Here is a 21,557-nt window from a genome sequence, read left to right as displayed (position 1 = left end):
TTCAAGCCGGTAAAACAAAAAAGCCTGCATCGCAATGCAGGCTTTTTTATTGGTTGCTTGTAGCGTCGGCCGGTAGTTTCCTAGAACAACTGCGTACCGATCCACCAGGATACCGCCGCGATGAACGCTGATGCAGGAATGGTCAATACCCATGCCCAGACAATATTGCCTGCAACTCCCCACCGCACTGCCGACATTTTCTTGGAGGATCCGACACCGACAATAGCACCGGTGATCGTATGCGTCGTTGATACTGGAATACCCAACCCGGTTGCAAGAAACAAGGTGATAGCGCCACCTGTCTCCGCACAAAATCCACCAACCGGCTTGAGCTTCGTGATCTTTTGCCCCATCGTCTTCACGATGCGCCAGCCTCCGAACAAGGTGCCGAGTCCGATCGCAGCATAGCAGCTGATAATCACCCACCAGGGCAAAGCCGAGTCGGCCGTGCTATATCCGGCGGCAATCAGCAGCATCCAGATGATGCCCATGGTCTTTTGCGCATCATTGCCGCCATGGCCAAGGCTGTACATCGAAGCCGACACCAGCTGCATGCGCCGGAACCACTTGTCCACCCTGCGCGGTGTAGATCTGACAAAGATCCATGACACCAGCACCATCATGATCGAGCCGAAAATAAAGCCAAGCAGCGGGGAGAGCACGATGAAGGAAATGGTTTTGAGCAACCCGGACGCGATCAGTGCGCCAGTGCCAGCCTTTGCGACTGCGGCTCCAACCAGGCCACCGATCAGCGCATGGGACGATGATGAAGGAATGCCGTAGTACCACGTCAACACGTTCCAGAATATTGCGCCCACCAGCGCGCCGAACACGACGTAGTGATCGACGAACGCCGGATCGATTGTTCCTTTTCCGACGGTTGTTGCCACCTTGAGCTGAAAAAAGAAAATTGCAATGACATTGAAGAATGCCGCCATTGCCACCGCAGTCTGAGGCTTGAGAACCCCCGTGGAAACAACAGTTGCAATCGCGTTGGCTGCGTCATGAAAACCATTCATGAAGTCGAAAACCAGGGCCAATGCAATCAGAAAAGCAAGCGTGTAGATACTGATCTCGAGGGTATTCATGAGTAATGTCTTATTCTGATTTGAATCTTACGAATTCATAATGTGCGGACCTCCCGGCGAACGACCTGGATGGAAATAAAGGTCTCTGGCCGCTCCGCGACATGTGTGCGTTACCAGTCGAGACTCTTCACGCGTTTTCCACGATGATGCCTTCGATGATATTGGCAACGTCTTCGCAGCGGTCGGTGACCGTTTCCAGAATTTCGTAAATCGCTTTCAGCTTGATCAAATTGCGCACGTCCGGCTCATCACGAAACAGCTTGGACATGGCCGCGCGCATTACATGATCGGCATCGGATTCCAGCCGGTCGATTTCTTCGCAGATAAGCAGGATCTGGCTGGAGTTGTCCATGTTGCTCAGGAGCGACACCGCTGCCTTCACCTTTTCCGTGCAACCCAGGCAGAGTTCGGCCAGGCGCTTGGCTTCCGGAGTGATCGCCTTGATGTCGTACAGAGAAATGGTCTGGGCTGCGTCTTCAAGTAAATCGAGGATGTCATCCATCCGCGTAATCAATTGATGGATGTCATCGCGGTCGAGCGGAGTAATGAACGTCTTGTGCAACAAGTCGAGCGTATGGTGGGTCACCTTGTCGGCTTGCTTCTCAATGCCTTCGATTGCATGCACACGATTTTCCAGGTCGTCGAAGTTCGTCATCAACGCCACCATTTCCTTGGCGCCCTTTACGCAAAGGTCGGCGTGCTGAACAAACAGGTCAAAGAATTTGCCCTCGGTGGGCATCAATCGTCCAAACATGGAAGCACTCTCTCAAGTTGATATATTTGTCTGCCGCGCGGTTGCTGTCCGCTCAAACCAGGCCGTTGCCGGAGAGCCGGTTACCGATCGCTATTCGCCGCCGAAAATCGCCTGGCCGCCGGTGTAATTGTCGAACTTCGTGTATTGGCCAAGGAATGTCAGCCGCACAGTGCCAATCGGGCCGTTACGCTGCTTACCGATGATAATCTCAGCCGTACCCTTGTCCTGCGAATCCGGGTTGTACACTTCGTCACGGTAAATGAACAGAATCACGTCGGCGTCCTGTTCGATAGCGCCGGACTCACGCAAGTCCGACATCACCGGGCGCTTGTTGGGCCGCTGTTCGAGCGAGCGGTTCAGCTGTGATAACGCGATGACCGGGCAATTCAGCTCCTTTGCCAAGCCTTTCAGGTTTCGTGAAATTTCTGAAATCTCAGTCGCCCGGTTTTCGCCGGCCGAATTGGCGGACATCAACTGCAGGTAGTCGATGATGATCAACCCAAGCTTGCCACATTGACGTGACAGGCGACGCGAGCGGGCGCGCAATTCAATTGAACTCAGCGCGGGGGTTTCATCAATATACAACTGCGCATCGTTCATTTTCTGAATCGCATGTGTCAGCCGCGGCCAGTCCTCGTCGACCAATCGTCCGGTGCGCAGCCGATGCTGATCGAGACGTCCAACCGAACCGAGCATACGCATGGCTAGCTGGGTACCACCCATCTCCATGGAGAACACGGCTACCGGCAATCCACTTTCGATCGCGACATTTTCGCCGATGTTGATGGAAAAGGCTGTCTTGCCCATCGAAGGACGGCCCGCGACGATAACCAAATCGCCCGGTTGCAGGCCGGAGGTCATGCGGTCCAGGTCAGCAAAGCCGGTTGGCACACCGGTGATCTCGTTTTGGTTATCCCGGTTGTAAAGCTCGTCAATGCGTTCGACGACTTGGGTTAACAGCGGCTGGATCTCCTGGAATCCTTGCGCACCTCGCGCGCCCTCTTCCGCAATAGCAAAAATCTTCGACTCTGCTTCATCCAGCAACTGTTTGACTTCTTTGCCCTGCGGGTTGAAAGCTTGGCCGGAAATCTCATCGGAAACGGTAATGAGCTTGCGCAAGACGCCGCGATCTCGAACGATTTCTGCATAGCGGCGAATGTTGGCTGCGGATGGCGTATTCTGGGCCAGCGCATTCAGGTAAGACAAGCCGCCGACTTCTTCTGCCTTGCCAGAACTGGACAGGGCTTCGAACACGGTAATGACATCCGCTGGCTTAGTGTTATTGATCAGCTTGACGATATGCTGAAAGATGATCCGATGATCGTAGCGGTAAAAATCATCATCGCGCACGAAGTCGGCGATGCGGTCCCACGCCGCGTTATCCAGTAGGAGTCCGCCGAGAACGGACTGTTCTGCCTCGATGGAATGTGGCGGTACACGTAGTGATTCGAGTTGCGGGTCGGCGCGGTTGTTCATGGCGCGAATTATACCTGCTCACCCTGCCGCCAAGAGTTGGAAAGGGCGGAATATTGAAGACATTTTTCCGTGCTGCAACATTGGAAATATTTTACAGGTTGTCAACAAAAAAGCCGGGAATTCCCGGCTTTTTTGCTTCTGACTTTCGATTGCTTAAGCTTGTTCGCCAACTACCGACACAGTCACATCAACAACTACGTCCGTGTGAAGAGCAACCGATACGCCATGATCGCCCACGACCTTCAATGGACCTTGCGGCATGCGGATCTGCGCCTTTTCAACCGGAAAGCCTTGCTTGGTCAACGCTTCCGCGATGTCGTAGTTAGTCACCGAACCGAACAGACGTCCATCAACGCCTGCTTTCTGCGAGACTTTGACTGACAACCCATTCAGCTTTTCACCTTGAGCTTGCGCGGCTGCAAGCTTTTCACCTGCCAGCTTCTCAAGTTCGGCGCGTTTTGCTTCGAATTCCGCAACTGCGGATGCTGTAGCACGACGAGCCATGCGCTTCGGAATAAGAAAGTTGCGAGCGTAGCCATCCTTGACACGGACGACTTCACCCAGATTGCCGAGATTAACGACTTTTTCCAACAGAATGACTTGCATGTTTTTCTCCTAGTTCAAGCCGTTAATTACGCGTTGTGCAGATCGGTGTACGGCAGCAGCGCAAGGTAACGAGCGCGCTTGATGGCCGTATCGACTTGACGCTGATAATGTGCCTTGGTGCCAGTCAGACGTGCCGGCATGATTTTGCCGTTTTCTTGGACGAAGTCCTTCAGCGTGTCTACATCCTTGTAATCCACTTGTTCCACATGCGCAGCGGTGAAACGGCAGAATTTTTTGCGCTTGAACAGCGGGTTTTGCTGTTGGCGCTTATGCTTGAGCTTGCTTTTATCGAATTTTTTACCGAATGCCATGATTGGCTCCTGTATCAAGTGATCTATGTAATGGTCTCGAAATCGACGATGTGGAATACGAGACTTTTGCTGTTGCGGTTTTTACGTGCAAGAAAGCCGGTGAACAGAAAGGGTTTGCCCAATTCCGCCTGGTTAAACCGTCTAGAAATTTCACCTGCGGCGAGCGCAGTAATCTCAAACGTTACCGAGCGGGGTACACCCGCCTCAACCTGTTCCGAATCATGCAGCAGTTTTGCCGACACGATCGGGATGCCTGCCGGGGTGTAACGCAATACGTCGCGTTCGGCAATATTGGCAATCAGGCAAAGCTGATTCACGCTCCCCAAGCCGTAATACGTCGCGAATTAAGCAGCAGGCGCCTCGGCTCGCTGAGTCTTGACTGCATCTTCCTTCTGGACAGCCTTCATCATCGGTGAAGGTGCTGTTTCAGCCTTCTTCATCTTGACTGTCAGATGACGCAGAACGGCGTCATTGAATTTGAAGCCGGTTTCGATTTCAGTCAGCGTTTCGCTGTCGCATTCGATATTGAGGCAGACATAGTGAGCCTTGGCCAACTTCTGGATCATGTAAGCCATCTGGCGACGACCCCAGTCTTCAACACGGTGTACTTTGCCGCCGCGTGTTGTGACAATGCCTTTGTAGCGTTCGATCATTGCGGGCACCTGTTCGCTCTGATCAGGATGCACGATAAATACGATTTCATAATGACGCATGTAATCTCCTTAGGACGGATTGAATAATCGCCCACCCCGGCGTCAAGACGAGTGTGGGAAGAGGAAAGCCGGCGATAATAACCCGAAATGCGTTAAATTTCAATGCATTCAATGCCTTATATCAAGTGCAAAAGGTAATTATTAATGAAATTGCGAAGTTGCTTGCAAACCCGCGCGTACTGTATAAAAATACAGGCTGTTATTACAAACAGCGCTTACCGGAAGCTATACGGCCATGCTTAAACTTACTGCACGCCAAGAACAAATCCTGAATCTGATCAAGGAAGCCATTAACAATACGGGCTTCCCGCCTACCCGGGCAGAAATTGCCGCTGAACTCGGCTTTCGTTCTGCCAATGCAGCAGAAGAACATCTGCAGGCACTCGCACGAAAAGGAGCCATCGAAATCTCCCCTGGCACTTCTCGTGGAATCCGTTTGCTCGACATGACGGCAAGCGAGACGCCAAACCGCACCGGTCAGCAGCTGCCGCTTCCTCATGCTTCCATAATGCAACTCACCCTTCCACTGATCGGTCGTGTTGCGGCAGGTTCGCCAATTCTGGCGCAGGAACACGTCGAGGCAACATATGCAGTCGACTCCTCCCTATTTCCTGCCAAGCCGGATTATCTGCTCAAGGTACGCGGCCTATCGATGCGCGACATCGGAATCATGGATGGTGACTTGTTGGCGGTCAAAAAAGCGGATTCGGCCAAAAACGGTCAAATCGTCGTGGCGCGACTCGGAGATGAGGTTACGGTCAAACGCTACAAGAAAACTGGCTCACTCATCGAGTTACTGCCGGAAAATCCCGACTTCAAACCGATTCGGGTTGCGTCTGGCCAGGACGACTTCGCACTAGAAGGCTTGGCGGTTGGTTTGCTTCGGGCTTGGGGCTAGGAAACTATTTAAACTAGCATCATCGCGGCCGCTTGCGCAGGATCTGTGTAGCAATGCCGCGGAGGATGTTGACCTCCTCAGTTTCCAATTGTGTTCGCGAAAATAAGCGCTTCAATCTTGGCATCAGTTTTTTCGGATTCTCCGGATCCAGGAAATCAATAGCAATAAGCGCCTCTTCTAAATGCGCGAACATGCCATCAATCTGAGCAAGTTCAGCCGCTTGACCATGAAAGCCGATTGGTGACACTGATGCAACGGGGAACTCCCCCGTATCTGATTTAGTGCTGGCCATGCGGCATTCATACGCCAAGACCTGTACCGCCTGTGCCAGATTCAAGGAAGAATATGCCGGATTAGCCGGGATGTTGATTAAAGCATTGCATTTTTCCACGACGCCATTTGGCAATCCGTAGCGCTCATTACCGAACACGAGAGCGGCCTGCAGTCCCGATTCGGACGTGATTTGTCCCGCAAACGTACGCGGCGTAAGCACCGGTGGCGAAAACTCCCGCAGCCTGGCGCTCAATGCCGCCGCGAAATTGCATCCATCCAAAGCCTCTTCGATAGACCCAACGACTTTTGATGCACGCAGCACATCCAATGCGCCACTTGCAAAGGCAATCGCTTCCTCCTGCTCCGCGACATCGGCAAATCGTGGATTGACCAGCACAAGGCGAGAAAACCCCATCGTCTTCATCGCCCTGGCGGCCGCGCCGATATTGCCTGGATGACTGGTTTCAACCAGTACGAAACGCAACCGGGCGGACAGATCGTTACTAGTTTCAGTCAGGTTCATTTAAAATAGCGTCATCTGCGGTCTAGGGCTCAAACCTTCGTTGCCGCTTCGCTCATTAATCAATCCACGCGGTTCCGTGCGGCAGAAGGCTGCGGTGCCGCCATTTTAACGGAACCTCTATGCATCCCATGCTCAATACGGCGGTCAAGGCTGCCCGCCGTGCCGCTTCGATCATCAATCGCGCCTCTTTCGACATCGACCGTATCAAGGTGACCCAGAAAGGGCACAATGATTTCGTGACGGAAGTGGATCAGGCGGCTGAGCAGGCGATCATTGATGTCCTTAAGACTGCATACCCGGATCATGCAATTCTTGCTGAAGAGACCGGGGCGTCAAGCAATTTACATGATGACAACGACAATGTCTGGATCATCGATCCGCTTGATGGCACCACAAATTTCATCCATGGCTTCCCGCAATACTGTGTATCAATTGCCCTTCAGCAGCGAGGCATTATTACCCAGGCAGTGATCTTCGATCCCACCCGCAACGACCTGTTTACAGCTACAAAAGGCAGCGGAGCCTACTTGAATGAAAAGCGGATTCGCGTTGGCCGCCGCGACAAGTTGGCCGATGCGTTGATCGGAACGGGATTTCCATTCCGGAGTGGCGACGGGCTGGAGGAATACATCAAGATGTTTCGCATCATGACGGAAAAATGTGCAGGACTGCGCCGTCCTGGCGCTGCCGCCTTGGATCTTGCTTACGTTGCAGCGGGACGGCTGGATGGTTTCTTCGAGCGCGGCCTTCAACCCTGGGACATGGCGGCAGGTTCCCTGCTCGTTACCGAAGCGGGAGGTATCGTTGGAACCTTCGCCGGCGAATCCGACTACCTGTATAAGAATGAAGCCATCGCAGCGTCGCCGAAGGTATTTTCTCAAATGGTGAACGTGCTGTCGCAATTCAAGAAGTAATAGACACGCTACTTTTGCGCCCGGACTTGCTGCACTTGTTATCCAAAGCGGTTAGTGCCGGGTGCTGTTATACTTCCTGCACGCGGCATTGCGTACCAGTCCCCCTGCCGCTGTCTATCCGACCTTTCCGCATCCTAATCTGTTTGCCTGCGACTGGCGCCTATATTGGCGACAGGCCGATATTTCCTGATTGAGTTTTCATGTCCTTTACCCAGCTCGGCTTGTCCGACGATATCGTTCGTGCTGTCATCGAACAAGGCTACACCACTCCCACCCCGATTCAAACCCAGGCCATTCCCGCAGTTCTGGCGGGTGGCGACCTGCTTGCCGGCGCACAGACCGGGACCGGCAAAACAGCGGGATTTACCCTGCCCATCCTCCAGCGTCTGGCATCAAAGTCGGTCAATCCGGCAGCGGGGCGCCGGCCGATACGCGCACTGATTCTCACACCGACACGCGAGCTTGCCGCGCAAGTCGAAGAAAGCGTCAAGGTTTATGGCAAGTATTTGAAATTGAACTCCGCCGTCATTTTCGGCGGAGTCGGGATCAATCCCCAAATAACGCTCTTGAAACGCGGTGTTGACATTCTTGTCGCCACACCAGGCCGCCTGCTGGATCACATGCAGCAAGGCACCGTAGACCTGTCCGAGATCCAGATTCTTGTGCTCGATGAAGCCGATCGCATGCTCGACATGGGATTCATCCGCGACATCAAGAAGGTACTCGCCGCTTTGCCGAAGCAGCGCCAGAATCTGCTGTTCTCCGCCACATTCTCCGACGAGATCAAGGCGCTAGCGGATGGACTGCTAAATGCGCCGGCGATGATCGAAGTGGCGCGCCGCAACTCAACCGTAGAAGTGATTGCACAAAAGGTCCACCCGGTGGACCGCAACCGCAAGCATCCGCTGCTCAGTCACCTGATCAAGACGCAGCAATGGTCACAGGTGTTAGTCTTCACCCGCACCAAACATGGCGCGAACAAGCTGGTGGAGCAACTCGGCAAAGAAAGCATTTCGGCGCTGGCTATCCACGGCAACAAGAGCCAGGCTGCCCGTACGCGCGCATTGACGGAGTTCAAGGACGGTAGTCTGCAAGTGCTTGTCGCCACCGATATTGCAGCACGCGGCATCGATATTGACCAGCTGCCCCATGTCGTCAATTACGATTTGCCGAATGTACCCGAGGATTATGTACACCGTATCGGCCGCACCGGACGTGCCGGAGCGACTGGCGAAGCGGTTTCTCTGGTGTGCGTCGATGAACACGGCTTATTGAAGGATATCGAGAAGCTGATCAAGCGGACGCTGCCACAGGAAGTCGTGGCAGGATTCGAACCGGATCCGAATGCAACGCCACAACCGATCCAGCTGCGCAGCGGCAATGCTGGCGGCGGCAGGCGGCCACAGCAGAAGGCTCCCGCAAACACGTCCCGCAATGGCAGCGGCGCGAAGCCGAACGTACCGTCGAAGAGCGGTGCGAATACCAGAGCACCTGTAAAGTCATCTGCGGCACATCGATCAGGCGGACGCGGACGCTGATACCCTTCGCTTTTCAAGGAGCATCAGGGACGCTGACAAAGTCCTGATGCGCCTGGCACCAAGGCAATGAAAACGGCAAGCGTCGAAATCGCACGGTTTCATTGCCTTTCCCGTTCTAGTCCCCACCTGACCGCCTCGGTGATCGCGACATAACACATGTTCCATGCCCGATCGCGCCGGTTAAAATGATGGATTATTCAATACGCCGTCAAAAGGGTTGGAATGGCTTCAAAACCAGTGCTCCTGCCGGATCAGACCGACATTGCAAGCGAGACCAAGCCGCGCATGCAAGAAGCAATCGAAAAGCATACGCCGATGATGCAGCAATACCTCCGCATCAAGGCAGATCACCCGTCGACCCTGTTGTTTTATCGCATGGGCGATTTCTATGAACTGTTTTTCGAGGATGCCGAAAAAGCGGCGCGCCTGCTCGGCATTACACTGACCCAGCGCGGCGCATCCAACGGGTCCCCGGTCAAAATGGCAGGTGTGCCGTTTCATTCAGCCGAACAATATCTTGCGAAGCTGGTTCGGCATGGCGAATCGGTAGCGATTTGTGAACAAATCGGCGACCCGGCAACGAGCAAAGGTCCGGTCGAGCGGAAAGTCATACGAGTCATCACCCCGGGCACGTTGACGGACGCAGATCTATTGCCGGAAAAGTCGGAACGCCCGCTCTTGGCAATCCATGCTGCTCCGAACCGAAAGACACTGACGCTTGGCCTCGCATGGCTGTCCATGGCCAGCGGCGCCCTCAAGCTGATGGAAATCTCAGGCGATGCCAAATCGCTAAACGAACGCTTAAAGCAGGAACTGGAGCGCATCGTCCCGGCAGAAGTGCTGACCGCCGATGATGCGCAATCCGTGCAGCAGCAGATCCTGACGGGCAAAATCACCACTGTTCCTGCCTGGCATTTCGATATGCGCAGCGGCGAAAAGGCTCTATGCGAACAGCTTTCCACCGCTGGCCTGTCCGGTTTCGGCGCGGATCAGATGAGTGCAGCAATTTGTGCCGGCGGCGCCCTGCTTCGTTATGCGCAATCGACTCAGGGAAAAGGACTTCAGCATGTCCGGACGCTCACTGTCGAATCGGAAAATGAATTCATCGGCCTCGATGCGAGCACACGGCGCAATCTGGAACTTACTGAAACCATACGTGGCCAGGACGGTTCCCAGGCGTCCCCGACCCTGTTTTCCCAGCTCGATCACTGCCGCACTGCCATGGGCTCACGCTTGCTGCGCAACTGGCTGCATCACGCACGCCGCGACCAATCGGTTGCAAAGGCGCGTCAGGCGGCGATCAACGCGCTTATGCGCGCGGATGCGTCCGACAGCTTGTCGGCTACGCTGGCGGAAGTGCCGGATATTGAACGCATCACCACCCGCGTTGCCCTGCTTTCCGCCAGACCGCGCGACCTGGCGGGCTTGCGCGGCGGACTGCAGCAACTGCCGTCGCTGCGCGCCTGCGTGGAAGCCTGCAATAAGGATGCTGATGCCGCATTGCTGGCGTTTTTGCACCAGGCATTGGCGACACCGGATGACTGCCTGGACCTGATCGAACGGGCGATTGCACCGGAACCTGCCGCGATGGTGCGCGACGGCGGCGTGATTGCCCGTGGCTTCGATACGGAGTTGGATGAACTGCGCGGCCTGTCGGAAAACGCAGGACAGTTCCTGGTCGAGCTGGAAGGCCGCGAGCGTGCAAGAACAGGCATTGCCAATCTTCGGGTGGAGTACAACAAGGTTCACGGCTTCTACATTGAGGTTACCCACGGCCAGACCGCAAAGGTTCCTGACGACTATCGCCGGCGACAGACACTGAAGAATGCGGAAAGATACATCACACCCGAATTGAAGGCATTCGAGGACAAGGCATTATCGGCCCAGGAGCGTGCGTTGGCGCGTGAGAAGTATTTGTACGACAAGCTTCTCAACGACCTGGCGCCGCATATCGGCGGGCTGCAGCAAATAGCTGCGGCAATTGCACAGCTCGATACGCTGGTGGCGTTTGCCAAGCATGCGATGCGCAATAACTGGTGCGCCCCCAATCTGGTCGCCGACCCCGCACTCATCATCGAACAAGGTCGCCATCCGGTGGTGGAAAATCAGATCGAGCGCTTCATTGCCAATGATTGCCGGCTCGACCAGGAACGCAAGCTGCTGCTGATCACCGGCCCGAACATGGGCGGCAAATCGACCTATATGCGGCAGGTGGCGTTGATCACCTTGCTGGCCTATGTCGGAAGTTTCGTGCCTGCCGCCAGCGCAACCATCGGCCCGATTGATCGCATCTTTACCCGGATCGGTGCCGCCGACGACCTTGCCGGAGGGCGGTCCACCTTCATGGTTGAAATGACCGAATCCGCAGCGATCCTCAATGGCGCCACGGCGCAATCGCTCGTGCTGATGGATGAAGTCGGGCGCGGCACGTCAACGTTCGACGGCCTTGCGTTGGCTTGGGCGATTGCCCGGCATTTGATCGATCACACCCGCAGCTACACACTCTTCGCGACCCACTATTTCGAGCTGACCCAACTTCCCGAAACGCATCCGACCGCTGCCAATGTGCATCTGTCGGCGGTCGAACACAAAGACAAGATCGTGTTTTTGCACGCGGTCCAGCCTGGCCCGGCGTCACAGAGTTACGGGCTGCAGGTGGCGCAGCTCGCCGGCGTACCGCAATCGGTCATCCGGGCAGCACGAAAGCATCTTGCCGCCCTGGAGGCGCACTCGGTGCAAGCCACGCCGCAGTTCGACTTGTTCGCCAGCAGCGTGCCCCCTATCGAACTCGAGGAAGACGAACCGCCGATGGGCCGCGAGGTCTCGGAACTTGAGCAGGCCCTGTCGGACATTGATCCCGATACCTTATCGCCACGGGAAGCGCTGGATGCACTCTATCGGCTTAAAAGCCTCACTAAAAATCAATAAGATGAAAGTGCACATTATTCTCAGGTTATTTGTATGCAGTGCATGTCTTTGGGGCAGTCCGGCGGTTGCAACGGACACATTCAGCTTCGGCGTCATCGCGCACCCCTACCGGACGATGAATGATGAGAGCGGTTTGCGTGAAGCGGTCAATGAATCTGACGCCGACAATCTCGCCTTCGTGGTCGCCAATGGCATCAAGGCAGGGGAAGAGCCTTGCAGCGATGAACTTTATCAGCGTCGCAAAGCGCTTCTCGATAGTGCAAAAAACGGGGTGATCGTATCGCTTGCGGGGAGCGACTGGACGGCATGCAGGCATGCAAACGGCCGGTCGGCGGCCATAGGCAGATTGAACCGGCTGCGCGAATTATTTTTTACTGATGAGTTCTCGCTTGGAGGATCGCGGCTCCCCTTGGTCCGGCAATCTTCAACTGCGAAATTCCGCAACTATGGCGAAAACGCACGCTGGGAAGTTGGCGGCATTGTCTTTGCCACACTAAATGCTCCCGAAAACAACAACCACTACTTGCTTGATGCAGGGCGCAATAGCGAGTTTGAGGACCGCATCATCGCAAATCGCGAATGGCTGCACCGAGTCTTCACTTATGCCTCGCTTCGGAAAATGGACGGCGTGGTGTTGTTCAGCAGCGGAAATCCTTTTGCGCCCGTTAATCGCGGGCCGGCCAAACAGGATGGCTTCGCGGAATTGCGCAAGCAGATTCTCGCGCAGGCAGCCAAATTCAAAGGCAAGACACTGCTCATTCACGGTCATGGCGGCATGCCAAAAAGGACTAAGCCCAGTATCCGCTGGCGTGGTGATTTTGGCGTACTGGAAGCCGGGGTGCCGTGGACCAAAGTGAACATCGATCCGGCGGAGGCGACGCTTTTCATCGTCAGCAAACAAACAAGTCGAACGAAAAACGCCACACCTGCAAATTAATAGCAAAATCGACAGTGCGCGGCCTCCATTCGCCCGGCTTCAATGAATCGGGCGGCTCCGATAGTGATCGCCGCTGTCGTCATCCTGGCTATCGTGATGGTGGCCGTGTGCACCATGCACATGCTCATGAGCGATTTCTTCTTCACTCGCCGCACGCACTTCAGCCACATTCAAATTAAATCGTAATGCCATGCCGGCAAGCGGATGATTGCCATCCAACACCACCTTGTCGTCCGCAATATCCGTCACTGTAAAAATCAAGGAGCCTTCTGCTGAATCGGCACCATCCGGGGTCCCTTCGAATTGCATCCCGAGTTCCAAAGGTTCCGGCAAGCGGTTGCGGGGTTCGATCTTTACCAGCGAAGCATCGTATTCACCGAACGCGTCGTCAGGCTCGACCTGGATGGTCGTTTCATAACCGACGTCCTTACCCTCCAGCGCTTCCTCAATCTTGGGTAACGTGTTCTCGTATCCACCGTGCAGGTAAACCATCGGCTCGCGGCTCTCCTCAATCAGATTGCCCTGCGCATCTGAGAGTTTGTAGTGGAGCGTCACTACGGTGTTCTTGGCAATCTTCATATTGATTCCTTTCCATGATGTTCAAAAGATTATACCGTCTGATACGAAGAGCGAAGGTAGAGGTCCAGCACAGCGGGTGTTGTGCCAGCCGGCCTATATAATGCGCACATGAAAAAAAGCACACTACTCGGTGGCCTGTCTCCACAACGTTTTCTGCGAGACTATTGGCAAAAGCGGCCTCTCCTGATACGTCAAGCCTTTCCGGCATTCAAACCACTTGTCGAGCGGGATGCGCTATTCGACATGGCATCGGAAGACGATGTCGAATCACGATTGATCGCCATTGTCGAGGGACAATGGCAATTGAAAAGCGGCCCGTTCGATCGCCTGCCCCCATTGCGGCAAAAGGCCTGGACACTTCTTGTACAAGGAGTCAACCTGCATTCGGATTCAGCAAACGCCCTGCTCAATCAATTCCGCTTTATCCCCGATGCACGACTGGACGATTTAATGGTCAGTTATGCGACCGATGGGGGCGGTGTGGGGCCTCATTTCGACTCGTACGATGTATTTTTGTTGCAAGCCCATGGTCAGCGGCAATGGAAAATCAGCGCCCAGGATGATCTGACCTTGATTGGTGGACTGCCACTCAAGATCTTGAAAAATTTCCAGCCTGAACAGGAGTTCATCCTGGAACCAGGCGACATGCTGTACTTGCCGCCACAATACGCGCACGACGGAGTTGCAATCGGCGAATGCATGACCTATTCAATTGGATTCCGAGCGCCCTCTTACCAGGAGCTTGGGGAAGCATTCATGCAATTCATGGCCGACTCCATCGATTTGCCGGGTCGTTACACGGATCCTGACCTTCGGACCACAACACGTCCGGCGGAAATCGGCAGTCAGATGCTGGACAGGGTCGCTACCGAACTCTCAAAAGTCGAATTCACCGATGAAGACGTTCGCATTTTCCTCGGCGAATATTTATCCGAGCCAAAGGCGAATGTATTTTTTGATCCTCCGGCTCAATCGATGTCACTTGCGGCATTCAAGAAAGCCAGCGGCAAAACAGGCGTAATGCTGTCGCGAAAAACCCGTATGCTTTACCGCGGCAAGCTCATCTTCATCAATGGCGAGTCGCTGGTTGCCGAAGGAAGCGATAAGACTGTACTCACAATGTTGGCCAATGAACGCCGACTGGAGGGCGCCGCGATTCGTACTTTATCGCCTGACGCAATCGAGACACTGCTTGCATGGTATGAAGACGGTTGGTTATTGCTAGCATGAATAAAACCAAACGCGACAGAGTTACAATCCCTTACCAAACCACAACTCCCGCCTGTCTTGCAGGAAAAAAATCGTTATAATTGCGAGTTGGGAAGTTTTCAAACTACCGCAATGCAGCATTACCGCCCGGCAAGTTATTGAAACACCCTATAGAGCGATAATTACCGGTAATTATTCATCGCAATATTTTTTATAAAAAATCTCTGAAGGAAAATCATGAAAAAGACTCTGTTGATCGCATCCCTGATGGCTGCTGTTGCACTCGCTGCTTGCAGCAAGAAAGAAGAAGCCGCTGCTCCAGCACCTGCTGAAACCGCACCTGCTGCTGCTGCACCGGCAGCTCCTGCTGCTGAAGCGCCAGCCGCTGCTGCACCAGCAGCTCCTGCCGCTGACGCCGCTGCACCTGCAGCAGCCGCTCCTGCAGCTCCTGCTGCTGACACAACTGCAGCCGCTCCGGCCGCAGCAGCTCCTGCAGCACCTGCCGCTGACGCAACGACATCCAAGTAATTTCGGATCTCGGAATCAAAAAGCCGACCTTCGGGTCGGCTTTTTATTTGGCTCTACTGCCAATGCTCACCTACTTTGGAAATCCGCCATTACGTTTGCTCCGACAGCTCGATCCAGTCAAAGCCCTCTTCCTGGCATGCGATACGCACTTCTGCCGGCACGGCCATGGCGTTTGTTTGCAATGCGGCGCGAAGCGCCTCATGTGCGAGTTCCGGCGTATTGTTTTGCCGACTAAGATGGGCGCCAACCACAATTCTCAAACGCGAGATGTCGAGCGCCGCCAAGATTTCAGCCGCAGTCTCATTCGACAAATGGCCATAAGCACCCCCGATACGCTGCTTGAGTGACCATGGATAGCTGGAATTGGCTAGCATGCCCTTGTCGTGGTTACACTCCAGCATTAGCGCATCACAGCCACCTAGTGCATTGATCAGATGCGGTGTCGATTGACCGGCATCAGTCAGCACGCCAAGCCGGAACCGCTTGTCATCGATGACGTACTGCACCGGCTCGCGTGCATCGTGCGGCACGGTGTAGGGGATGACTTCGATGCTGCCGATTGCCAGTCGCTCTCCGTCCCGGCAAAACCGTACATCAACACCGTCACTATCTTTTTTCACCGCCTGATATGTGCCGTAGGTAAGCCACACGGGAACATGATGACGGCGCGCGAATTTGAAGACACCGCCTACATGGTCCTGGTGTTCATGAGTCACGAGAATTCCGGCAAGATCGCCGGGCGTCATGCCTCGCTTCGCCAGTCGTCGCTCCGTTTCGCGAATTGCGAAACCACAGTCGAGCATGACGGTGGTGCGGGAAGAAGGGGATGAAGCGGAGATAAGCAGCGAATTGCCTTCGCTGCCACTCCCTAAACTGGCGAATTTCAAAGAAAAATTTACTTGAGTTGCTCGTTTAACAGGGAAAGAATGCGATTCGCGGTCTGGGATGATTCCGGCCGGCCTTCGTTATTGAGCACCGCAACCTGGGTCACTCCGCCATTGCCTTTCACCGCGACCTGATAGCGTTGCGCGGCTTTTGCCTTGTCGTCGCCTCCGAAGGAAAACAGCTTGGAGAAGAAGCCCTTTTCAGAAGCGCGCCGTGTCGCGTCATCCGCTTGGTCAACATAACGGACAAAATACAGACCTTGTGCCCGGTCCCGATCCTCCACCGTAAAACCTACCCGGTCGAGCGCGAGTCCAACGCGGCGCCATGCACGATCAAATCCTTCATCAACTTCCACATAACCGGGGCCATTACCGTTGACCAGTTTGGCACGGACTGGTTGCGCTCCCGCATTTGCAACCACTGCCTTGGCGCGTGTGCCGTCCGTGCCCAGGCGCGCCATCAGACGCGCCAGAAACTCGGCTTCGAGTTCCGGATCGGCTGGACGTGGAGTCCACACCGTGGACTCCTTTTCCTGCCCCACGAGCACCTCTTGCGCGCCACGATGGCTGATGTAGATTTCCGTGGCGCCGTTGGGCGAGCGCTCAAGACGTGTACGGAATTTGTCCCGTTCGCCAGTGGAATACAGGGCATCAAGTGCTTTGCCGATGGTGTTGCGGATGAAATCCTGAGGGATCTTGGCACGGTTTTCCGCCCAATCGGTTTCCATCAATCCTGCTTGTGGCGCTTCGAGATTGATCAGGAAACCGGAGTCCTGCCAGAAGTCCTTGATTTGTGGCCATAGCACTTCCGGCGACTGCTGTACGACCAGCCAGCGCTGGTTGCCGGCACGCTCGATCCGCATGTCTGGCGTCGCGGCGGGAGACACCGATGTTGTTGCAGCCGGGCGTGCTGTTTGCTGCATGTTGTAACCGGAGGCGGTGGCCGTGCCACGGTTTGCTTCCGGAATGGCATAGCGATTTTCGCGCTCGAGTTGCGTCAAGTCGGGTGGAATCTCCAGCGACGGCGCCTTGCCGGCGCTTTTGTAGTCGATACGGTCGGGTTCCAGCAACGAACCGATGGAACTGCAACCGGCCAGGCCGGCAAAAGCCAATGCGCAGACCAGACCACGTTGAGCCAGATGAAGTTGCTTACGAATAATCATGTCGATGCTGTTGTGGAGAAGTTCGAGGAGACGCTGCAGCGGCCTGTTTTAATAATATGTGCCGTTCGTTGCGGCGCCTATTGTAATACACCCGATTCGCGCAAAGCTTGTCGCACAGTCTGGTGGTATTCGGCTGCCAGTGGTGCAAGCGGCAAGCGCATGCCGGAGGAGATCAGTCCCAATTCGTTCATCGCCCACTTGAGCGGTACCGGATTTGGCTCGACGAACAATTTGTTGTGCAAAGGGAGAAGCCGGTTGTTGATCTCCACTGCTTCGGACACACGCCCGGCCATCGCGGCGGCACAGAGCAGATGCATACCGCGCGGCGCGATATTGGCAGTCACGGAGATGTTGCCTTTCGCACCACAGAACATGAGTGCCATGGCTGTCGGATCGTCGCCGGAATAGACTGCGAAAGACTCGGAAGCCAGTCGGATCAGGTCACTGCCGCGACCGATATTGCCGGTCGCATCCTTGATGCCGACGATGCCCGGAATTTGCGCGAGGCGCAGGACCGTTTCATTCGACATGTCAGCCACCGTACGCCCCGGTACATTATAAAGAATCAAAGGCAAATCGACCGATTCCGCGATCTTTCGGAAGTGAAGGTACATGCCTTCCTGGGTAGGCCGGTTGTAGTAGGGAACGACCTGGAGCGATGCGTCCGCGCCGACCTGCTTGGCATAGCGGGTAAGTTCGATGGCTTCGGTCGTTGAATTCCCGCCAGTGCCGGCAATGACCGGAATGCGTTTTGCCGTATGCTGGACGGCGACCTTGATCAGCTCGCAATGCTCGTCCACCGACACGGTCGGCGACTCACCGGTGGTACCGACGATGACGATGCCGTCCGTGCCTTCGGCGATATGCCAGTCGATTAATTTGCGCAGACCCGGCAGATCGAGACTACCGTCCTCATGCATGGGGGTGACGATTGCGACTATGCTGCCCTGAATCATGATGATGTTATTGCAGAAAGATGGAAAAAGTCGATTGTAGCGGATAGACCGCTTTCATGGGCATTTCTGGCGGCAAGAGGGAAATTGCCAGTCAATTCAGCCGTAATAACGTCAGGTCCCGATCGTCGGATGGCATCACGGCGCAGATTCGCTGCACCATCGCCGGCGCTGGCTGGCTGATATACCCGTGCTCATAGGCTACAACTTCAAGGGAATGCGGTTGAGCGTTCTGTACGGCGTGAAGCAATTCGCCGGGACGCAGCAAAAAATCCGGATTGGACGGCTTGCCGAACCGTTGGTTGCCTTCCGCAAAGGTTTCATAAATCACTACGCCGCCAGGCATGAGACTTGACATGATTTCGTCTAATAGCGGGCGGTGCAGGTAGTTTGTCACGACTATGCCGGCGTAGCGGCCAGGGGCGAATGGCCAGGATATAGGTCGTTCGCCATCCTGCTCAAGGTCGATCCGGAGAGTTTGTATCCCCGGTCCGGCGGCGGAGGCGAGCGCTGCGCCGTCGCGGTCGACCGCGAGCACCGGATGTCCGAGAGCCGCGAGCATTTTCGTGTGTCGACCGGTGCCACAGGCAAGATCCAGCACCTCACCCTCCGGCATCAGCGACGCAAACCGGCTTACCCATTGCGAAGGCTGGCCTATGGCGGCATGGGAATGCGCCATGGTCAGCGGTAATTCAATCCCATGGCGTCGCGCACTTCGCGCATCGTTTCCTGAGCCAGCGCACGTGCCTTCGCGCAGCCGTCGGCGACGATGGCGCGCACCAGCGACGGATCGTCGACATACTTTTGGGCTCGTTCGCGCATGGGTTCCTGCTCCTTCAAGATGCCGTCGATGACCGGCTGCTTGCACTCCAGGCAACCGATGCCGGCTGAGCGGCATCCCTTTTGCACCCACTCTTTTGTGTCGCTGTCCGAGTACACCTTATGCAGCTGCCATACCGGGCATTTTTCCGGCTCACCGGGGTCCGTGCGACGTACGCGTGCAGGGTCGGTCGGCATGGTGCGGACCTTCTTGATGATCGAATCCTTGTCCTCTCGTAACGCAATCGCATTGCCATAACTTTTTGACATCTTTTGGCCGTCCAGGCCCGGCAGCTTCGATGCCTCGGTCAGGCGCGCCTGTGGTTCAACCAGGATGCGCTTGCGGCTGCCTTCGAGGTAGCCGGACAGACGCTCGCGATCGACGCTGGATAGCGATTGGGCGCTTTCAATCATCGCCTTGCCTTGCTCTAGCGCTTCCTGTTTGCCCTGTTCCTGATAGGCAATGCGCAGTTCGCCGTACAGTTTCGACTGCTTGCCGCCCAATTTCTTGACCGCCTCAAGCGCCTTTTCCTCGAATCCCTTTTCCTTGCCGTACAGGTGATTGAAGCGGCGTGCAAGCTCGCGCATCATTTCGATATGCGGCACCTGGTCTTCACCGACTGGTACATGACCGGCGCGATAGATCAGGACGTCGGCCGCCTGCAGCAATGGATAGCCGAGAAAACCATAGGTGGCGAGATCGCGATCGGCAAGCTTTTCCTGCTGATCCTTATAGGTCGGCACCCGTTCCAGCCAGCCGAGCGGGGTCGCCATGGAGAGCAGCAAATGCAGCTCGGCATGCTCGGGCACCTGCGACTGGATGAACAGGGTCGCCTTGGACGGATCGATGCCCGCTGCCAGCCAGTCGATCAGCATGTCCCAGGTACTCGTTTCGATAATGCTCGGATCATCGTAGTGTGTCGTCAGTGCATGCCAATCGGCGACGAAGAACAGGCACTCCTGTTCCGCTTGCATTTTTACCCAGTTTTTGAGCGCCCCATGATAATGGCCGAGGTGCATGGCGCCCGTCGGGCGCATGCCGGAGACAACGCGTTCAGAAGACATAATCGTTCAGCTTAAAAAAAGTGTCAGGGGAGTGGTAATCAGTTGCAGGGCAATATTGGCGATCGCCATGACCGGAATGACCCAGTAATGCAGCAGTTTCAGGAACAGCAAGCCGAGGACAATGAAAAAACCATAGGGCTCGATCTGCGCGAATTTGTATGCGTACTGATGCGGCAACATGCTGGTCAGCACACGGCCCCCGTCGAGAGGCGGGATCGGCAACAGGTTGAATGCGAATATCAGAAGGTTGATCCACACGCCTGCTTCGGCCACCTGCATGAAGAACGCTTCTTCGATACCGGCGCCACGCAGGACGATCGACAGGATCATCCACATCAGCGCCATGATCAGGTTGGCGCCAGGTCCGGCAAGCGCCACCCAGGCCATGTCGCGTTTCGGCTTGCGAAGGTTGCCCCACTCCACCGGCACCGGCTTTGCATACCCGAAGAGAAAAGAGCCGGCGGTAGCAACGTACATTACGACCGGGATCAGGATGGTGCCGATCGGGTCGATATGCTTGACTGGATTCAGGCTCATGCGGCCTTGCATGTAGGCCGTCGCGTCGCCGAAATACTTTGCAGCGTAGGCATGTGCCGCTTCGTGCAGTGTGATGGCGAAGATGACCGGCAATGCGAATACGGCGATCTTTTGAATGATGTCTTCCATGGGGCGAATTTTATCAGAGGGGGTACTGCGGCCCGCGAGGGATGGATAAACCGGTGCGCATGGTGAACATGCCGCTCATGCGCTAGCGGCGAGAACGTCAGAGGCCGAACATCCGGGCGTCGCCGCGCCCTTGCCGCAGCAGAACCGGCTCGTCGGCGGTCAGATCGATCACCGTGGTCGGTTCGAGGCTGCAGGCGCCGCCGTCGATCACGAGTTCCACCTGCCGTTCCAGGCGATCACGGATTTCTTCGGGATCGGTCAGAGGATCCTCTTCACCCGGGAGAATCAGGGTCGATCCCAGCAAGGGCTGACCGAGTTCCTCCAGCAGCGCATGGGCGATCGGGTTCTCGGGCACACGCAGGCCGATCGTCTTTCGTGCCGGATGGCTCAGTCGACGCGGCACTTCCTTGGTTGCTTCGAGGATGAAGGTGTATGGCCCCGGAGTAGCCGCCTTGAGCATCCGGTACTGCCGGTTGTCGACACGGGCATACTGGGAGATTTCACTCAAGTCACGGCAGAGCAAGGTCAGATGATGCTTGTCATCCACGTCGCGAATCCGCCGCAGGCGCTCCACCGCGTCCTTGTCGTCGAGATGGCAAACCAATGCATAACAGGAATCGGTCGGCAACGCGATGATGCCGCCGGCGTGAAGAATTTGCGCCGACTGCTTGATCAATCTGAGTTGCGGGTTTTCGGGGTGAATCTGAAAAAACTGGCTCATAAAAAAGAACG

The 21,557-nt window shown here is 55.5% G+C and carries 23 protein-coding genes; 7 read left to right on the top strand and 16 right to left on the bottom strand.

What is annotated here, in order from left to right; genetic code table 11:
* Positions 1 to 80: 80 nt before the first annotated feature.
* The 7 genes from VGU61_RS21135 to rpsF all read right to left on the bottom strand — a co-directional run bounded on the left by VGU61_RS21135 (position 81) and on the right by rpsF (position 4,948).
* Entirely contained in the window at positions 81 to 1,088 is a 1,008-nt protein-coding gene (locus VGU61_RS21135; RefSeq protein ID WP_326861285.1) for an inorganic phosphate transporter, read from the bottom strand.
* A gap of 127 nt (positions 1,089 to 1,215) precedes the next feature.
* Complete coding sequence (locus VGU61_RS21130) at positions 1,216 to 1,842, bottom strand: DUF47 domain-containing protein (protein WP_326861284.1); 627 nt, start codon at positions 1,840 to 1,842, stop codon at positions 1,216 to 1,218.
* Positions 1,843 to 1,932: 90 nt separating this feature from the next.
* Positions 1,933 to 3,318 (bottom strand): replicative DNA helicase, encoded by a 1,386-nt coding sequence (locus VGU61_RS21125; RefSeq protein ID WP_326861283.1) that lies wholly within the window; start codon positions 3,316 to 3,318, stop codon positions 1,933 to 1,935.
* A gap of 153 nt (positions 3,319 to 3,471) precedes the next feature.
* Positions 3,472 to 3,924: a 50S ribosomal protein L9 gene (gene rplI / locus VGU61_RS21120; RefSeq protein WP_326861282.1), complete on the bottom strand. Its 453-nt coding sequence runs from the start codon at positions 3,922 to 3,924 to the stop codon at positions 3,472 to 3,474.
* A gap of 26 nt (positions 3,925 to 3,950) precedes the next feature.
* Positions 3,951 to 4,235: a 30S ribosomal protein S18 gene (rpsR, locus tag VGU61_RS21115; RefSeq protein WP_326861281.1), complete on the bottom strand. Its 285-nt coding sequence runs from the start codon at positions 4,233 to 4,235 to the stop codon at positions 3,951 to 3,953.
* 23 nt (positions 4,236 to 4,258) lie between these two features.
* Positions 4,259 to 4,552 carry a primosomal replication protein N gene (priB, locus tag VGU61_RS21110; protein WP_326861279.1) on the bottom strand — a complete coding sequence of 98 codons (294 nt, stop codon included), beginning with the start codon at positions 4,550 to 4,552 and terminating at the stop codon, positions 4,259 to 4,261.
* A gap of 27 nt (positions 4,553 to 4,579) precedes the next feature.
* The gene (gene rpsF, locus VGU61_RS21105; RefSeq protein ID WP_326861278.1) at positions 4,580 to 4,948 is read right to left on the bottom strand and encodes a 30S ribosomal protein S6; all 369 of its coding nucleotides are present in this window, start codon (positions 4,946 to 4,948) and stop codon (positions 4,580 to 4,582) included.
* Positions 4,949 to 5,183: 235 nt separating this feature from the next.
* Here rpsF and lexA point away from each other — a divergent pair, with 235 nt between their 5' ends.
* Positions 5,184 to 5,846 (top strand): transcriptional repressor LexA, encoded by a 663-nt coding sequence (lexA, locus tag VGU61_RS21100; protein ID WP_326861277.1) that lies wholly within the window; start codon positions 5,184 to 5,186, stop codon positions 5,844 to 5,846.
* A gap of 19 nt (positions 5,847 to 5,865) precedes the next feature.
* Here lexA and VGU61_RS21095 read toward each other — a convergent pair whose 3' ends face one another.
* The gene (locus tag VGU61_RS21095) at positions 5,866 to 6,642 is read right to left on the bottom strand and encodes an RNA methyltransferase (RefSeq protein WP_326861276.1); all 777 of its coding nucleotides are present in this window, start codon (positions 6,640 to 6,642) and stop codon (positions 5,866 to 5,868) included.
* A gap of 119 nt (positions 6,643 to 6,761) precedes the next feature.
* On the opposite strand from VGU61_RS21095, the gene VGU61_RS21090 reads away from it, so the two are divergent.
* The 4 genes from VGU61_RS21090 (at position 6,762) to VGU61_RS21075 (ending at position 12,959) form a co-directional block, all read left to right on the top strand.
* Positions 6,762 to 7,556 (top strand): inositol monophosphatase family protein, encoded by a 795-nt coding sequence (locus VGU61_RS21090; protein WP_326861275.1) that lies wholly within the window; start codon positions 6,762 to 6,764, stop codon positions 7,554 to 7,556.
* A 200-nt stretch (positions 7,557 to 7,756) separates the two neighbouring features.
* Positions 7,757 to 9,094: a DEAD/DEAH box helicase gene (locus VGU61_RS21085; RefSeq protein ID WP_326861274.1), complete on the top strand. Its 1,338-nt coding sequence runs from the start codon at positions 7,757 to 7,759 to the stop codon at positions 9,092 to 9,094.
* A gap of 285 nt (positions 9,095 to 9,379) precedes the next feature.
* The gene (mutS, locus tag VGU61_RS21080; protein WP_326861338.1) at positions 9,380 to 12,022 is read left to right on the top strand and encodes a DNA mismatch repair protein MutS; all 2,643 of its coding nucleotides are present in this window, start codon (positions 9,380 to 9,382) and stop codon (positions 12,020 to 12,022) included.
* A 1-nt stretch (position 12,023) separates the two neighbouring features.
* Positions 12,024 to 12,959, top strand: a complete 936-nt coding sequence (locus VGU61_RS21075; RefSeq protein ID WP_326861273.1) for a hypothetical protein — start codon at positions 12,024 to 12,026, stop codon at positions 12,957 to 12,959.
* Between the two features lie 39 nt (positions 12,960 to 12,998).
* Here the strand turns inward: VGU61_RS21075 and VGU61_RS21070 are convergent, their stop codons facing one another.
* Positions 12,999 to 13,538 carry a peptidylprolyl isomerase gene (locus VGU61_RS21070; RefSeq protein WP_326861272.1) on the bottom strand — a complete coding sequence of 180 codons (540 nt, stop codon included), beginning with the start codon at positions 13,536 to 13,538 and terminating at the stop codon, positions 12,999 to 13,001.
* 108 nt (positions 13,539 to 13,646) lie between these two features.
* On the opposite strand from VGU61_RS21070, the gene VGU61_RS21065 reads away from it, so the two are divergent.
* On the top strand, positions 13,647 to 14,768 hold the full coding sequence (locus VGU61_RS21065) for a cupin domain-containing protein (protein ID WP_326861271.1): 1,122 nt from the start codon (positions 13,647 to 13,649) through the stop codon (positions 14,766 to 14,768).
* 216 nt (positions 14,769 to 14,984) lie between these two features.
* Complete coding sequence (locus VGU61_RS21060) at positions 14,985 to 15,275, top strand: hypothetical protein (RefSeq protein ID WP_326861270.1); 291 nt, start codon at positions 14,985 to 14,987, stop codon at positions 15,273 to 15,275.
* An 89-nt stretch (positions 15,276 to 15,364) separates the two neighbouring features.
* On the opposite strand, the gene VGU61_RS21055 is transcribed toward VGU61_RS21060, so the two are convergent.
* The 7 genes from VGU61_RS21055 to VGU61_RS21025 form a co-directional block, all read right to left on the bottom strand.
* A complete protein-coding gene (locus tag VGU61_RS21055; protein ID WP_326861269.1) occupies positions 15,365 to 16,162 on the bottom strand; it encodes an MBL fold metallo-hydrolase in 798 nt (265 codons plus the stop codon).
* Positions 16,163 to 16,170: 8 nt separating this feature from the next.
* Positions 16,171 to 17,322 carry an outer membrane protein assembly factor BamC gene (bamC, locus tag VGU61_RS21050; protein ID WP_326861268.1) on the bottom strand — a complete coding sequence of 384 codons (1,152 nt, stop codon included), beginning with the start codon at positions 17,320 to 17,322 and terminating at the stop codon, positions 16,171 to 16,173.
* A 77-nt stretch (positions 17,323 to 17,399) separates the two neighbouring features.
* Positions 17,400 to 18,278 carry a 4-hydroxy-tetrahydrodipicolinate synthase gene (dapA, locus tag VGU61_RS21045; protein ID WP_326861267.1) on the bottom strand — a complete coding sequence of 293 codons (879 nt, stop codon included), beginning with the start codon at positions 18,276 to 18,278 and terminating at the stop codon, positions 17,400 to 17,402.
* A gap of 91 nt (positions 18,279 to 18,369) precedes the next feature.
* Positions 18,370 to 18,954, bottom strand: a complete 585-nt coding sequence (locus tag VGU61_RS21040; protein ID WP_326861266.1) for a class I SAM-dependent methyltransferase — start codon at positions 18,952 to 18,954, stop codon at positions 18,370 to 18,372.
* 2 nt (positions 18,955 to 18,956) lie between these two features.
* Positions 18,957 to 20,159 (bottom strand): tryptophan--tRNA ligase, encoded by a 1,203-nt coding sequence (locus VGU61_RS21035; protein WP_326861265.1) that lies wholly within the window; start codon positions 20,157 to 20,159, stop codon positions 18,957 to 18,959.
* A 6-nt stretch (positions 20,160 to 20,165) separates the two neighbouring features.
* Complete coding sequence (locus VGU61_RS21030; protein ID WP_414691679.1) at positions 20,166 to 20,789, bottom strand: site-2 protease family protein; 624 nt, start codon at positions 20,787 to 20,789, stop codon at positions 20,166 to 20,168.
* A gap of 133 nt (positions 20,790 to 20,922) precedes the next feature.
* Positions 20,923 to 21,546, bottom strand: coding sequence for an L-threonylcarbamoyladenylate synthase (locus VGU61_RS21025; RefSeq protein WP_326861263.1), 624 nt, complete (start codon positions 21,544 to 21,546; stop codon positions 20,923 to 20,925).
* Positions 21,547 to 21,557 lie beyond the last annotated feature (11 nt).

Source organism: Noviherbaspirillum sp. (genome assembly GCF_035944575.1).
Taxonomy (GTDB): Bacteria; Pseudomonadota; Gammaproteobacteria; order Burkholderiales; family Burkholderiaceae_D; genus Noviherbaspirillum.
The sequence above is the reverse complement of the archived record's forward strand: the minus strand, read 5'-3'. Positions and strand labels throughout refer to the sequence as shown.